Here is a 14,299-nt window from a genome sequence, read left to right as displayed (position 1 = left end):
GGCAGGGGCGGCTTGACAGCCATACAGCGTACGCCTGGCGTTGGTGCGCCGTACGCCCGGGGGCTGCCCGGGCCCACAGTGTGTCAGCCCCGTCCGTCCGGCTCAGTCCGCCGCCGTCAGCTCGCGGTCCAGCACCGTCACCAGCCGGGCCCGCTGCTGTCCCTTCCGCGCCTTGTGCGCCTGGTCCAGCCGCAGTCGGGCCGACCGGCCCGCCAGCGCCAGCGTCATCAGCTGGTTCCCGAACCACGGCCCACCCGTACGACGCCAGCTCAGCGGCGGCCGGCCCGTCCGCCCGTGCCGCGAGAACCCGCGCCCCAGCCACCGCCCCGCCCGCGACCAGCCCAGCCGGAAGCCCCACTTCACCACCGTGTGGATCGAGTTGTGCACGGGCGAGCACGTCAACTGGAACACCCGCGCCGTACTGGGTATTCGGGGCTCGGCCACGTACGCGTGATGCACGTCCCCGGACAGCACGCACACCGTCGCCGGCGCCCGCGGCCCCGTCCCGACCTCCTCGATCAGATCGCTGAGCGCCGCGAACGAGGCCGGAAACGCCGCCCAGTGCTCCAGATCGCTGCGCCGCCGCAGATCCTCCCCGATCCGCTCCCACCGCGGCCCCCGCTCACCACGGCACAGCGCGGCATTCCACGCCTCCGCGTCGTGTATCAGCGGCGGCATCAGCCACGGCAGCGACGAACCGATGAGGAGATGGTCGTAACCGCCGTGCCCGGCGAGGGCGTTCTCGCGGAGCCACTGCTGCTCCGCCGGATCGAGCATCGCCCGCCCGTCCTCCGCGAGCACCCGCGCCGCCCGCGTATCCACCATCAGCAGCCGCGACCGGCCGAAGTCGCGCCGGTAGCTCCAGCGCACCGAGCCCGGATCGGCATCCGCCGCGGCGGCGAAGGCCCGCAGCGCATCCGTACCGTCCGGGGTCTCGCGTACGGCCTCGTACAGCGGGTCCGCCGCGAGCTCGGCCGGCGAGAGATTGCCCAGGTGCTGGTACACCCAGTACGACATCAACCCGCTGACCACCCGCTCCTGCCACCACGGCGTCGCCCGCATCTCCGCCAGCCAGGCCGCGCTCGTGTTCCAGTCGTCCACGACATCGTGGTCGTCGAATATCTGCAGGCTGGGGACGGTGGAGAGCAGCCAGCGGATCTCCGGGTCGAGCCAGGACTCGTAGTACAGCCGCGTGTACTCCTCGTAGTCCGCGACCTGGGCGCCGGGCGCCTCCCGCAGATCCCGGCGGGCCGCGATCCACCGTCTCGTCTCCCGGGACAGCTGATCCGCGTACACCTGGTCGCCCAGCAGGAGCAGCACGTCCGGCCGCACCTCATCCGGATCGGCGGCCAGCCGCGCCGCGAGGGTGTCGAGGGCATCCGGACCGTGCGGCCCGTGCCGCCCGGCCGGCGGCGCAGCTTGCCGGCACGACCCGAACGTCACCCGCAGCCCGGGGCCCGGCCGTCCGGCCGCCGTGACCGCGGGCGTGGTGATCGTGCTCGGCGGGAAGGACGTCCCCGCCGGCGGCCAGACGTGCACACCGTCGAGCAGCACCTCGTACGCGGTGGTGCTCCCCGGCGTCAGGCCGGTCACCGGCACCAGGGCGTAGTGGTGCCCGGCGACCTGGAAGGTACGCACGCTGCCGCCGCCCCCGTCGGCGCAGCGCACCTCGGCCGTACACGGGCGGTCGGCCTCGACCCATATCGTCGCCGAACCGCCCGTGTCCCAGTCGACGTAGCGAAGCAGTGGCCCCAGACGCAATCCGGCCATGCAACTCCCCCTCCTCCGTAGCCCCTTCGATCACGGTACGACGGGGAGGGGGAGCGTGGCCTCCCCCTGGCGGGGGAAAGGCCGGGTGAATGGCCGGAGGGCGGCCCGGCCTCGGGTTTCGCCTTCCGGTTGGGCTTCCGGTTCGGCCTTCCGGGTCCGCCTCGGTTCGGTCTCCGGTTCAGCTTCCGGTCGGTCTTCCGGTTCGCCTTCCGGTTCGGTCTCCGGGCCGGTCCGGTGTCAGCAGCCGTTGAGGATGTTCACCAGGGCCGTCTTCTCGCCCGAGTCCATGCTCAGGGCCCAGTACTGCTTCACCTGGACCCACATCCGGGCGTACGTGCAGCGGTAGGCGGTCCGCGACGGCAGCCACTTGCCCGGGTCGAGGTCGCCCTTCGCCTGGTTGACGTTGTCGGTGACCGCGATGAGCTGCGGGCGGGTGAGGTCGTTGGCGAACTGCTGGCGCTTGGAGGTGGTCCAGGAGCTGGCCCCGGAGCGCCAGGCCTCGGCGAGCGGGACGACGTGGTCGATGTCGAGGTCGGCGGCGGCGGTCCAGGTGGCGCCGTCGTACTCGGAGTACCAGCTGCCGCTCACGGAGGCACAGGCCGAGTCGGTGACGACGTCGACGCCGTCGCGCTTGAGGACCGTCTCGCGGGTGTTGCAGGTTCCGGAGACGGTGCTCCAGTGCGGGAAGAGGCTGCGGCTGTAGCCGCTGAGCGAGCCCTCGGTCTTCGGGGTGACCGTGGCGAGGTAGGAGCGGGCGGCCGCGGCGCTGATGGGGGTGGGCGGGGAGGCCTGGGCGACGGGTGCGTTCGCGAGGGAGGTGAGGGCGGCGAGCGTGGCTGCTGACGCGAGCACGCCGATTCGACGCGCGTAGACAGTCGGTATGAGGGCCATGAGGGGGCTCCCTGGGGTGGGGGGTGTGGCCGGTCAGCCCCGGAGGGGCGCGGCCATGGTGGCGGCGCCAGATTGCGTGGCGGCGGGCGCAAGGTTACAGCTTTACGACATGGGCACGTCAGGTGTGGGGGCGCGCAACTTGCCGGGGATAAGCGGAAGTTGGGCTTCCGGCGGAGGGGAGGGGAGGGGAGGGGGAGGCGGGGTGGGCTGCGACAGCGTGCCCTGCCGGGTGCGCCGGCCTGGTGAGGGGGCCGGGTGCGGCGAGCAGGGTGGAGCCCGGGGCGGGACCAACGGCCTATCCCGGGCGGCGGCAGGCGTCGCGTATTCTGTGGGGAGCAGAAGGGGAGTAGCTCTTCGCCGGACCGTCGACATACTGCTGGGTCACCCCAGCCGGCGCCCGGAGGCAGGCCGCACGCAGCGGCCGGCCAGCGAGACCTTCGGCCGCAGTGTCCTGTTCCTGTTCATCTGCACCCGTCCACACCCGGGTGCGTGGACGCAGTCAGGGCGCCGCCGAGCCGAAGCGACCCCTGAAACACCCCAGGTCTCTCGGTACCGATGGCGTCCTGCCCGACCGATTGAGGTTCCGCCCCCGTGTTCAGCAGTACCTTCAGCATCACCGTCACGGCGATCGCCTTCGGAGTCGTCTTCCTTGCGGAACTCCCCGACAAGACGGCCCTCGCCGGTCTGATGCTCGGCACCCGCTACCGCGCCTCGTACGTCTTCGCGGGGGTCGCCGCCGCTTTCGCCGTACACGTCGCACTCGCCATCGCCGCAGGCAGCGTGCTCACGCTGCTCCCTCACCGGCTCGTCCAGGCCGTCGTCGGAGTCCTCTTCCTCGCGGGCGCGGCCGTGCTGCTCCTGAAGAAGAGCGACGGGGACGAGGAGGTCAAGGCACCTTCCGACCAGTCCTTCTGGAAGGTCTCCGGGGCCGGATTCATGCTGATCCTGGTGGCCGAGTTCGGTGACCTGACCCAGATCATGACCGCCAACCTCGCCGCACGCTACGACAACCCCGTCTCGGTCGGCATCGGCGCCGTCCTCGCCCTGTGGGCGGTCGCGGGCATCGGAATCCTGGGTGGGAAGACCCTCATGAAGTACGTGCCGCTGCGCCTGATCACGAAGGTCGCGGCGGGCGTGATGGCGGCGCTGGCCGCGTTCTCGCTGTACGAGGCCATCGCGGGCTGACGGCCGGAGGCGCAGACCGGGATATCCCGTTGCAGGTGGCGGACGTACGGGGCACGCTCGCGGGCGTGATCGACAGCAACGACTCCGCGTCCGCCGCCGAACGACGCTTCGGCTGGTCCAACATGTTCGTCCACCCCGACGACGACACCCGCACCGATGGCGGTTTCCGGGGCGAACGCGCCGTCCTCGCCGGCTACCTGCGCGACCAGCGGCTGACGCTGGAGCTGAAGTGCGCCGGACTCGACGCCGAGGCGATGGCGCGCCGCTCGGTGGAGCCGTCGAACCTCTCCCTGCTGGGGCTCGTGCGGCACCTGGCGGGGGTGGAGCAGTACTGGTTCCGCCACGTGATGGCGGGCGAGGACGTACGACGGCACTACCGCTCGGCGGAGGATCCGGCGGCGGATTTCACGGAGGCGGTGGCCGACCCGGCGGTGGTCGCGGACGCCTGGGCCACCTGGCGGGCCGAGATCGCCTTCGCGGAACAGCTGGTGGCCGGGACCCCGGACTTGGGCGTCGTGGGCGACGGCGGCGGACAGCCGATGGAGCTCCGCGAGGTCCTGGTCCACATGATCGAGGAATACGCCCGCCACAACGGCCACGCCGATTTCCTGCGGGAGCGGATCGACGGGCGGGTGGGGCAGTAGGGGGCGTGGTGTGGCGTTGCGTGGGGTGGGTGGGTGGGTGGGTGTGGGGTGGGGTGGGGGCGGGGTGGCGGGGTTCGCGTGCTCGGCGGGAGCGGAGCAGGTCGGGATCTCGGGCGGGCGGGGTTTTCGGCCGGGCGGCGTCGGGAGTGGGTACGGGGGCGTCCCGTCAGTCCACTGTCCTTCCGGTGCGTGCCGGGCCGTCAAGGGCGCTCCTTCGTCGCGTCGCTTCGCGATGGCCTTCGGCCACCCTTGACTGCCCGGCCCACCCCGGAAAGACGAAGACTGTCGGGAAGCCCCCGAAGGATGGCCAGGGGGTTCGGATTCCGACCTGGCCAGATCAGAGATGCCGAGCAGGGGCCCCTGGTCATCCGGAGTCAGTCCACCAGGACCGCCGAGCCCAGCCAGTGACGAGGGCGCGGGGAGGGCACGCTCCCCTCAAGGGCCCAGAGGCACCCTTTCCGGACCCGAGCAGGGTCAAGCCGCACCAGACAGCGATGAGACGGCGCTGCAGTGCAGCCGGGCCCGCAGACGCACCAGATCGCTACGCGCTCAGCCCGGCTTGGCGTCCCCGCCCGTCTGGGGCTGGACATAGGCCGCCCGTGATCGCTGCAGCCGTCCCTGCCGATGCGACTGCGGGTCGTTTGTCCCATTTTGGCGGCCGGGAGGGAGGTGAATGGGCGCCTGCCGGAGCGTGAGGTTGAGAAGACTGGCATCAGACTCCGTCTGGCCGCTTTTCTGCCTCGGATGCCCTTTCTGTCGGCGGGCGAAGGGCATCTGGGATGGCCTGTGGGGTCCATACGCCCTCTCGAGGGGCTTGGAGGGCCTATGCGGCCCCAAAAGGGGCGCCCATCCGCCCCACGCGGTGGAGGGCGGGGTTGCGTCCGCCGCGGTGGGTGGGGGCATGTCAGCCGAAGGTGGCTCCCAGCGACCCGGGGGATGGCTGTAGGTCCGCGCCGGCCGGGACGAGTCGGACGGCGGCTGTACGTCCGCGGGCAGGGGGCGGGCTCGTCAAGGCGGCAGGTGGTGGATCGCGCAGCGAGGGTCGTAGGCCACCCGCAATCGCCGCTCGCAGAAGACGCCGCGATGGGCGCCAGGGAGGGCCGGGAGCCCGTGGCGGGCGGAGTGGGGGATGGCCAGCCGCCGGCGGGCTGATCGCCGCGAGACCACCGGTAGCGGGTGGAGATCGTGGGCGGCTTATGACCAGCGCCAGACGGCCGGCGGACGCCAAGCTGAGAGGAGCGCGTAGCGATTTGGTGCGTCCACGGGCCCACCCCCCACTGCATCGTCATCTCATCGCTGTCTGGTGCAGGTTGACCCTGTCGGGGCGCGGAACGGGCGCCTATGGGCCCTTCAGGAGGCCGTCCCCTCCCTCAGGCCCCATCCCGCTCCGGCTCGCTGGTCCCGAGGACAGACTCCGGATGGCCAGGGGCCCCTGCTCGGCATCTCTGATCTGGGCCAATCGGAACGTGAACCCCCCGGCCATCCTTCGGGGGCTTCCCGACAGTCTTTGGCATTCCGGGGCGGGTCGGTCGGTCAAGGGTGGCCGCAGGCCATCGCGAAGCGACGCGACGAAGGAGCGCCCTTGAGGGACCGGCACGACACGGAAGGACAGTGGACTGGCGGGACGCCCCCGGACACTCTCCCGACGCCGAGTACATGCATCCCGGCCCGGAGTCCCGGCCGGCTAGCGCGGTGCGGAGTGGTGTGGTCGTCCACCTGGGGATCCCGGTCGGGCTCGCGGTGCGGAGTGGTGTGGTCCTCGACCTGGGGATTCCCGGTCGGGCTCTCGGAGGGGAGTGGTGCGGTCCTCGACCAGGGGATCCCGGCCGGCCTTTCCGATGCGGAGTGGTGCGGACCTCCACCCGGGGATCCCGGCCGGCTAGCGCGATGCGGAGTGGTGCGGTCCCCCACCCGAGGATCCCGGCCGGCCTTCCCGGCGCCGAATGCGCGGCCCCCGGCCCGGAGGAGGTCCCGACCCGCATTCAACGCGGCGCACGCGGGCCGACCCCCGAACCCCCGCCGAAGTCCCTGTCCCCGGGCCCACCCCCGAACCCCCGCCGAAAGCCCCGTCGCCGAGCCGGCGCCTCGAGCCCCTCAGGCCCCCGGCGTCAGCGTCAGGTGGATCGAGCCGTCCGGGGTGGTGGTCACGCGGACCGACGTGAGGTCGGGGACGTGAGCCGTCGGGGCGTGGGCCGCGGCGCGGGGGCCTATGCCGATCACGCGCATGCCCGCAGCCCGGCCAGCGGCGATGCCTGCTGCGGAGTCCTCGAAGACGATGCAGTCGGCGGGGTCCACGCCCAGTTCGGCGGCGCCCTTGAGGAAGCCCTCGGGGTCGGGCTTGCTGGCCTGGACCGACTCGGCCGTGACCCGTACCTCGGGCATCGGCAGGGAGGCGGCGGTCATTCGGGCCGTGGCCAGGGCCGCATCGGCGGAGGTGACCAGGGCGTGCGGCAGGCCGTCGATCGCCGCCATGAACTCCGCGGCTCCGCCGACCGCGACCACACCGTCGGTGTCGGCGGTCTCGCGGGCGAGCATCACGGTGTTCTCGGCGTAATTGAGCTCCATCGGGCGCTCCGGCAGAAGGATGGCCATCGTGGCGTAGCCCTGGCGGCCGTGGACCACCTTGAGGGCCTCCTGCGGATCCAGCCCGTGGGACACCGCCCAGTCGCGCCAGCAGCGCTCGACCACCGCGTCGGAGTTGACGATGGTGCCGTCCATGTCCAGGAGCAGGGCCTTGGCGGTGAGGGCGACGGGTGCGGTGGTGGTGCTGGCCGACATCGGCGGTGCTCCAGACGGGGCGGGAAAGAGAACAAGTGGCTCCGCCCACCGGTCAGGGAATGCGGGCGGAACCACTTTGTTTCTACACGATACAAAACATGGGGCGGTCTGCGCCACTCCGCGTGGAATCAGCCCGTGCCCTCCAGTGCCTGACGGGTCTCCGGGCCGTAGACGCCCCACTCCTCGTCGATGTTGTTGCGCCACTGGAATTCCGAGACCGCGTTCTCCGTACGGTCGTCGAACCTGCCGTTGATCTTCCCTCGGTAGTAGCCCCGCCCCGCCAGGAGCCGCTGCATCTTCTCCACCTCCGGGCCCGAATTCCCGTACCGCAGCGTCGGTGCCGACGGGGGTGGTGCGGGGACGCTCGGCTTGCTGCTGCTCATGCCGGCCGACGGGGTCGGGGACGGGGGTGCCGCGCTGCGGGAGGCCGTGGGGGAGGCGGAGGGGGACGCCGACCTGGAGGCGCTCGGTGACGGCGAAGCCGAGGCCGAGGCCGAGCGGGACGGGCTGCTCGTGGGGGCCGGCTGCGTGGGGCCGGCCGGAGCCAGGCTCACGGCGGGCGCGGAGGGCTTGGCGTCCAGCAGGACGGTGTCGCTGTCACCGGAGCGCGGGAGCATCCCCAGCGCCAGGGCGGCCGTGCCGACGGCGACCACCGTGCCGGCGCCGGCCAGGATCGTCGGGAGCCGCCGCCGGCGGGACGGGCCGGTCCGCTTCTCGGGGCCCCCTCCCCCTCCCCTCCCCCCGCCCCTCGTGCCGGTCGCCGGGGTGGCGGCCCGGAGCTGGACCGTCTCGGCCGGCCAGTGTGCCGTCGGCGGCGCGTCCGGCCAGGCCACGGGTATCCCGTACGCCGGGGTGTCGTCCCCAGGCGGCGCCTCGGCGGGACGGGCGTACCCGCCCGCGGGACCGGCCACCACGCCCCGCACCGGCTGCGGGGGCGGCGGGTCCTCGGACTGGCCGGGGTCGGGAAGCGTCACGTACGGACGGATGCGCAGTGGCTCGAAACCGGCCCCCGGCGCGCACCCGCAGTCGACGCCCACGGCGCCGCATTCTGGACAGCGCTCAGCGCTCACTGGAATCCCTCCCTGGCCATTGCCTGCGATTATGCAGACCCTCCGGGGCCTGCCCAACCCGCCCGAGAGGCCATATCCGGCCACACCGCTCAGGATGGACATGTTGTTCCGGCCCGAGGAGGAACGGATGGCTCAGGACGTGACCACGGACGCCGCGGACTCCGCTCCGCACCCTCACAAGTCCGGCCCGGCCGCCGAACACACCTCCCGCGAGGTCCTCATCTCCATCGGCGCCCTGCTGCTCGGCCTGCTCATCGCGGCCCTCGACCAGACCATCGTCTCCACGGCCCTGCCGACGATCGTCAGCGAGCTGGGCGGGATGGCGCACCTGTCCTGGGTCGTCACGGCGTACATGCTGGCCGCCACCGCCGCCACGCCGCTGTGGGGCAAGCTCGGCGACCAGTACGGACGCAAGAAGCTGTTCCAGGGCGCCATCGTGCTCTTCCTCATCGGATCGGCGCTGTGCGGGATCGCCCAGGACATGCCGCAGCTCATCGGGTTCCGCGCCCTGCAGGGCCTGGGCGGCGGCGGACTGATCGTGCTGTCGATGGCGATCGTCGGCGACATCGTCCCGCCCCGCGAGCGAGGCAAGTACCAAGGCCTCTTCGGCGCCGTCTTCGGCGCGACCAGTGTCCTCGGACCGCTGCTGGGCGGTCTGTTCGTCGACAACCTGTCCTGGCGCTGGGTCTTCTACATCAACCTCCCCATCGGTCTCGTCGCGCTCGTCGTCATCGCCGCGGTCCTGCACATCCCCGTGCGACGGTTGAAGCACACCATCGACTACCTCGGCACCTTCCTCATCGCCTGCGTGGCCACCTGCCTCGTGCTCGTCGCCTCCCTCGGCGGCACCTGGGGCTGGGGCTCGGCCCGGATCGTCGGCCTGGCCGTCCTCGGCGCCGTGCTGCTCGCCGGCTTCCTCCTCGTCGAGCGGCGGGCCGTCGAACCCGTCCTGCCGCTGGGGCTGTTCAGGATCCGCACCTTCACCCTCTGCTCGGTGATCAGCTTCGTCATCGGTTTCGCGATGTTCGGCGCGATGGTCTACCTGCCGACGTTCCTCCAGGTGGTCCAGGGCGTATCGCCCACGATGTCCGGCGTCCACATGCTGCCGATGGTGCTCGGCATGCTGATCTCCTCCACCGCGTCCGGCCAGATCGTCAGCCGCACCGGACGGTGGAAGGTCTTCCCGATCGCCGGCACGGCCGTGACCGCGGTCGGGCTGCTCCTGCTGCACCAGCTGGAGCGCACCAGCGGCACCTGGGAGATGAGCATCTACTTCTTCGTCTTCGGTACCGGTCTGGGTCTGGTCATGCAGGTGCTGGTGCTGGTCGTGCAGAACGCCGTCAGCTACGCCGATCTCGGCGTCGCCACCTCCGGTGCCACCTTCTTCCGCTCCATCGGAGCCTCCTTCGGTGTCGCGATCTTCGGGACGGTCTTCACCAACCGGCTCGACGGCAAGCTCGCCACCGCCTTCGCCGGGCTGCCGGTGCCACCCGGTTCGGCCGCGCAGGTGGAGGCCGATCCGCGGGCCATCGGACGGCTGCCCGCCGAGCTGCAGCCCCGCGTGCTCGACGCGTACGCCTCTTCCATCACCGACGTCTTCCTCTACGCGGTGCCCGTCGTGCTCCTCGCCTTCGTCATCGCCTGGTTCCTCAAGGAGGACGTGCTCCGCGGCTCGGTCACCGCGCCCGACGTCACCGAGACCCTCGCCTCGAACCCCGTCCACCGCTCCTCCCGCGACGAGGTCGCCCGCGCGCTGACCGTCCTCGGGACGCGCGAGGGCCGCCGCCACGTCTACGAGAAGATCACCGAGAAGGCCGGCTTCGATCTGCTGCCCGCGGCCAGCTGGCTGCTGCTGCGGATCAAGAAGTACGGGTCGGCCGAGCCCGCGATGCTCGCAGACCGGACCACCGTGCCGCTGAAGGTGATCACGGACGCGGCCCGCCAGATCGAAGAGCGCGGACTCGCCGTACGGGACGGACTGCCGCTGGTCCTGACCGGACGCGGGCGGGAGTACGCCGAGAAGCTGGCCGAGGCCCGCGAGGAGTCGCTCGCCGAACTGCTCGGCGACTGGTGGGGCCCGGACCGCCCGACCGACCTGGTCAAGCTGGTCAAGGAGATCAACGCGGAGCTCTGCGGGTCCGACGCCGAGGAGCCCTACGACTCCGCGGCGCGCCGGGACCACGCCGCGCACTGACCCCGACGGGCAGGCAGCCGAGCAGGCAGGACACCGGGCAGGCAGGACGCCGGCCGGGTTCAGACCAGGGGCTTCTCGAACCAGTGCTCCGCGTACGGGCCCGCGTTGTACGCCGGTATCTCCGCGTACCCGTGCCGCGCGTACAACGCTCGCGCCTCCACCAGGTCCGACCGGGTGTCGAGCCGGACCCGCCCGGCGCCCAGCGCCCGGGCCTCGTCCTCCAGGACTCCGAGCAGCGCCGCCCCGCCGCCGGTGCCGCGGGCCCGGGGGTCCACGTACACCCTGGTGAGCTCGGCGGTCACCGGGTCGAGCAGCCGAATGCCGCCGCAGGCCAGGGGCCTGCCGTCCAGCCGGCCGACCACGAACCGGCCCGTCGGCGGGAGGAGCCCGTCGGCCGGGTCGTTCCGCAGGCCCTCGTCGATCTCGGCCTCGGTGACGGACCGTTTCCAGTACCGGCCGGCGACCTCCGCGTAGTACGCGCGGCGCAGCGCGGTGGCGTCGGCGGTGGCGAAGTGCTCGGCGACGACGGTCCAATTGCCGACGGTCCGGTTGCCGACGGTCCGGTTGCCGACGGTTCGGTGGCCCGCCTCGCGGGGGGTGTCGGCGGTGGGGCTGCTGCTCGTGCTGTTGATGTTCATGGCGCCATTGTGGAGTTCGTGCGCGTCTCGCCGCGTGGAATATCCACAGGTACGGGCCGATGATAGGAAAAGACGCATATCACTCAGATGGAGGGCGTGATACGCCATGTCCGAGCACCCTGACGCTGCCCTGATCCGCCGCGGTTACGAGGCCTTCGGCAAGGGCGACATGGAGACGCTGGGCACGCTGATGACGGCCGACGTCATCCACCACGTGCCCGGCAGCAACCCGCTTTCGGGGCACCACAAGGGCCGTGAAGCCGTCCTCGACCTCTACCGGCGGTTCGGCGAGGAGACGAACGGCACCTTCCAGGTCGATCTGCACTCGGTGCTGGTCGACGGGCGCGGCCACGGCATGACCTTCCACACGGCGCGCGGCGACCGCGGCGACCACGGGATCGAGATCCAGGGCGGCCTCTTCTTCACGATCGTCGGCGGGAAGATCACCGACGTCGACCAGTGCACGCAGGACATCGACGAGGAGGACCGGTTCTGGGGCTGATCCCGCTCCGGGGCTGACCAGGCAGTCCTGGAAACAGCAGCCTTCGCGGCCTCCTCGTCCCGCGGCCCATGGACCGCCCCCGCCTCAGCCCTGCGGCTTCGGCGCCGCCTGCTGCACGACCTCGAACGACCACACCGTCGACCCCGAGGCCGCCGGCTTCGGGCGCTCGCCCCCGCCCTCGCCCCCGCCGCCGCCCTGGTGGGCCGCCTTCATGGGCCCCTCCATCCACGCCTGGAAGTCCTCCTCCGACCGCCACCGCGTGTACACGAGGTACTGGTCCGTCCCCTCCACGGGACGCAGCAGCTCGAACCACTCGAACCCGTCCGAACCCTCCACGGCACCCGCCCGCGAGGCGAACCGCTGCTCCAGTACTTCCCGCTGCTCGGCGGGCACGGTCAGTGCGTTGATCTTCACGATGCTCATGCCCGCCATCCTAGGGATCCCGTGCGGGATATCGTCCTCCCAGGTAATGAAGCGGTGCATGAAACGCGGCAGCCAGGCGAAGTCAAGGTTGCGGTCAACAGGGCGGGAGGCCGGCGAGGCGTGGCTAACGCGGCAGAGCACAGTGGTGCGAACGGACATGCCGGGGTCATAGGCGGTAGCGGCAGGCTGGGGGCGGCACGGTTCCTCCTGTGGGCACTGGCCGGTGTCCTCGCCGTCAGGCAGGCCGCCGCGGTGCTGCGCGTGCCACCGGGCGAATGGCTCAGCGAGTTCCAGCTCCCCGGCAGTTTTCCCGGCTCGCTCTACGACGGTGGCCAGTTCACCGGGAGCCCCTTCGCCGGGCTGGTCCTGAGGCCGTTCCTCGGTCTTGCGGCGCCCTCCTTGGAGGTGGCCTGGACCTGCGTGACGCTGCTGTTCGTCGCCGCCGTCGGGCTGGTCGCCGCGCGCGGCCTGCCCGATCCGGTGCCGCGGCGCACCGCGCTGCTCGCCGCGCCCGTGCTGGTCGGCCTGATGATGGTGTCGCTGCCCGTCCGGGCGGCCGCCTCGCCGGGCCAGACCGCCGTCCTGCCCGTGCTGCTGGTGCTGCTGGCCGTGTTCCGGGTGCCCGGCGAGCGCCCGGCCGGTTTCCTCGTCGGCCTCGCCGCCGCGCTCCAGCCGGCCCTGCTGCTGTTCGCGCCGCTGCTGTGGCTCACCGGCCGCCGCCCCACCGCCAAGGCCGCCGCCGCGACGTTCGCCGGAGCCACCGCCCTGTCCTGGGCGGCCCTGCCGCGCGACTCCTGGACGTACTGGGTCCACCACCTGGCCGGCACCGGCCTCGGCGGCGCCCCCGACAGCCTCGCCAACCAGTCCGTGCACGGCGCGCTGCTGCGGCTCGGCCTGAGCGGCCCCCTCGAGATCCTGCTGTACGTGGCCCTCGCGGCCGGGATCGCCTGGGTCGGCCTGCGCCGCGCGGCCCGCTACGCCCGCGACGGCCAGCTGCTCCTCGCCGTGGCCGTCACCGGCTGCGTGGCCGTCGCCGTGGCGCCGACCGGCTGGCGCCACCAGCTGCTGTGGGTGCTGCTCGCGGTGGCCGGCAAGGTCGGCAAGCGGGCGGCGGACCGGCCCGTGTGGCCGGTGGCCGTGGTGCTCGCCATGACGCTGCCCGCCGACGTGCTGCTGCCCAACCTGGCCGCGCTGGCCCCCGTACGGGACAACGTGCTGCTGCTCGCCGCGCTGGCGGCGGCCTGCGCGGTGCCGTTCCTGCCGCGTTCCTCGCCGTACTGGCGCGAGCCCGTCGCGACGGAGTACAGCCGACCCGCCGCCGCCCGGTGGTCGCGGGTGCCGCTGATGCCGTTCTGGCGGCGCGTGCTCTCGCGCCCGAACCTGTTGCTGGAGCTGCTGCTGATACGGGTGGGGTACTCGCTGTACTCGCACATCCGGGCCGCCGCGCCGAGCAGCCGCAGCGTCGCCGAGGGCCACGGCAGCCAGATCCACGCCGTCGAGCGGGCGCTGGGCATCGACATCGAGCACGCCGTCAACCACGCCGTCGTGAACCTGCCCTGGCTGGAGAAGTTCTTCAACTTCTACTACACGTCGTTCCACTTCGTGGTGCCGCTGACGATCCTGGCGGTCCTGTACTGGCGTCGGCCGGGCGACTACCGTTGGGCCCGCGCTTCCCTGGGCCTGGCCACCGTCCTCGCGCTCGTCGGTTTCTGGCTGTACCCGCTGGCGCCGCCGCGGCTGATGCCCGCGCTCGGCTTCATCGACACCGTGCACGGGCCGCAGGATCTGGCCCATCCGCAGTACGGGGCGATGACCGCGATCTCCAACCAGTACGCGGCGATGCCCTCGCTGCACTTCGGGTGGTCGCTGTGGTGCGGGATCGTGATCATCACGCTCGCGCCGAAGGGCTGGCAGAAGCTCCTCGGGGCGCTGCACCCGCTGATCACGGTGTGCGCGATCGTCGCCACCGCCAACCACTGGGTGCTCGACGCGGTCGGCGGCGCGGTCGTCATCGGCGCCGGGTTCGGGCTCGTGTACGTGCTGTCGGGGCCGCGCGGCGCCGCCTTGCCGGCCGGGCTGAGCGTGCCGCGGCCGCGGGAGCCGGAGCGGGTGGCCGCCGCCACGCGCAGCCGCGCCTGAGCGGCCGGGCCCACGGGCGGGTTCCGCAACGCGAAGGGGTGTCGGGGCAGGCCGTGTGCCCGCTC

Annotated in this window: 11 protein-coding genes; 5 read left to right on the top strand and 6 right to left on the bottom strand. The window is 72.2% G+C overall.

The window, feature by feature from the left end; all coding sequences use genetic code 11:
* Positions 1–102: 102 nt before the first annotated feature.
* Together ACZ49B_RS04880 and ACZ49B_RS04875 are read right to left on the bottom strand one after the other, a co-directional pair.
* Positions 103–1,770 carry an alkaline phosphatase D family protein gene (locus ACZ49B_RS04880; RefSeq protein WP_468300464.1) on the bottom strand — a complete coding sequence of 556 codons (1,668 nt, stop codon included), beginning with the start codon at positions 1,768–1,770 and terminating at the stop codon, positions 103–105.
* A gap of 237 nt (positions 1,771–2,007) precedes the next feature.
* On the bottom strand, positions 2,008–2,652 hold the full coding sequence (locus ACZ49B_RS04875) for an HNH endonuclease family protein (protein WP_468300772.1): 645 nt from the start codon (positions 2,650–2,652) through the stop codon (positions 2,008–2,010).
* Between the two features lie 600 nt (positions 2,653–3,252).
* Between ACZ49B_RS04875 and ACZ49B_RS04870 the strand changes: the two genes are divergently transcribed.
* The gene (locus tag ACZ49B_RS04870; protein WP_468300462.1) at positions 3,253–3,846 is read left to right on the top strand and encodes a TMEM165/GDT1 family protein; all 594 of its coding nucleotides are present in this window, start codon (positions 3,253–3,255) and stop codon (positions 3,844–3,846) included.
* 122 nt (positions 3,847–3,968) lie between these two features.
* Positions 3,969–4,490, top strand: a complete 522-nt coding sequence (locus ACZ49B_RS04865; protein ID WP_468300770.1) for a DinB family protein — start codon at positions 3,969–3,971, stop codon at positions 4,488–4,490.
* 2,094 nt (positions 4,491–6,584) lie between these two features.
* On the opposite strand, the gene ACZ49B_RS04860 is transcribed toward ACZ49B_RS04865, so the two are convergent.
* Together ACZ49B_RS04860 and ACZ49B_RS04855 are read right to left on the bottom strand one after the other, a co-directional pair.
* The gene (locus ACZ49B_RS04860) at positions 6,585–7,268 is read right to left on the bottom strand and encodes an HAD-IA family hydrolase (protein WP_468300460.1); all 684 of its coding nucleotides are present in this window, start codon (positions 7,266–7,268) and stop codon (positions 6,585–6,587) included.
* Between the two features lie 128 nt (positions 7,269–7,396).
* Positions 7,397–8,242, bottom strand: a complete 846-nt coding sequence (locus ACZ49B_RS04855) for a peptidoglycan-binding domain-containing protein (protein WP_468300458.1) — start codon at positions 8,240–8,242, stop codon at positions 7,397–7,399.
* Between the two features lie 223 nt (positions 8,243–8,465).
* Between ACZ49B_RS04855 and ACZ49B_RS04850 the strand changes: the two genes are divergently transcribed.
* Positions 8,466–10,532, top strand: coding sequence for a DHA2 family efflux MFS transporter permease subunit (locus ACZ49B_RS04850; RefSeq protein ID WP_468300456.1), 2,067 nt, complete (start codon positions 8,466–8,468; stop codon positions 10,530–10,532).
* A gap of 59 nt (positions 10,533–10,591) precedes the next feature.
* Here ACZ49B_RS04850 and ACZ49B_RS04845 read toward each other — a convergent pair whose 3' ends face one another.
* A complete protein-coding gene (locus tag ACZ49B_RS04845; protein ID WP_468300454.1) occupies positions 10,592–11,170 on the bottom strand; it encodes a GNAT family N-acetyltransferase in 579 nt (192 codons plus the stop codon).
* 106 nt (positions 11,171–11,276) lie between these two features.
* Here ACZ49B_RS04845 and ACZ49B_RS04840 point away from each other — a divergent pair, with 106 nt between their 5' ends.
* Positions 11,277–11,672: a nuclear transport factor 2 family protein gene (locus ACZ49B_RS04840; RefSeq protein ID WP_266667397.1), complete on the top strand. Its 396-nt coding sequence runs from the start codon at positions 11,277–11,279 to the stop codon at positions 11,670–11,672.
* Between the two features lie 84 nt (positions 11,673–11,756).
* On the opposite strand, the gene ACZ49B_RS04835 is transcribed toward ACZ49B_RS04840, so the two are convergent.
* Positions 11,757–12,095, bottom strand: coding sequence for an antibiotic biosynthesis monooxygenase family protein (locus ACZ49B_RS04835; protein WP_468300452.1), 339 nt, complete (start codon positions 12,093–12,095; stop codon positions 11,757–11,759).
* A 120-nt stretch (positions 12,096–12,215) separates the two neighbouring features.
* Here ACZ49B_RS04835 and ACZ49B_RS04830 point away from each other — a divergent pair, with 120 nt between their 5' ends.
* Positions 12,216–14,234 (top strand): bifunctional glycosyltransferase 87/phosphatase PAP2 family protein, encoded by a 2,019-nt coding sequence (locus ACZ49B_RS04830; RefSeq protein ID WP_468300450.1) that lies wholly within the window; start codon positions 12,216–12,218, stop codon positions 14,232–14,234.
* Positions 14,235–14,299: the final 65 nt, after the last annotated feature.

It is taken from the genome of Streptomyces sp. NPDC031132 (assembly GCF_055570595.1).
Note: the sequence above shows the minus strand (reverse complement) of the source record. Positions and strands in the feature narration are given on the sequence as shown.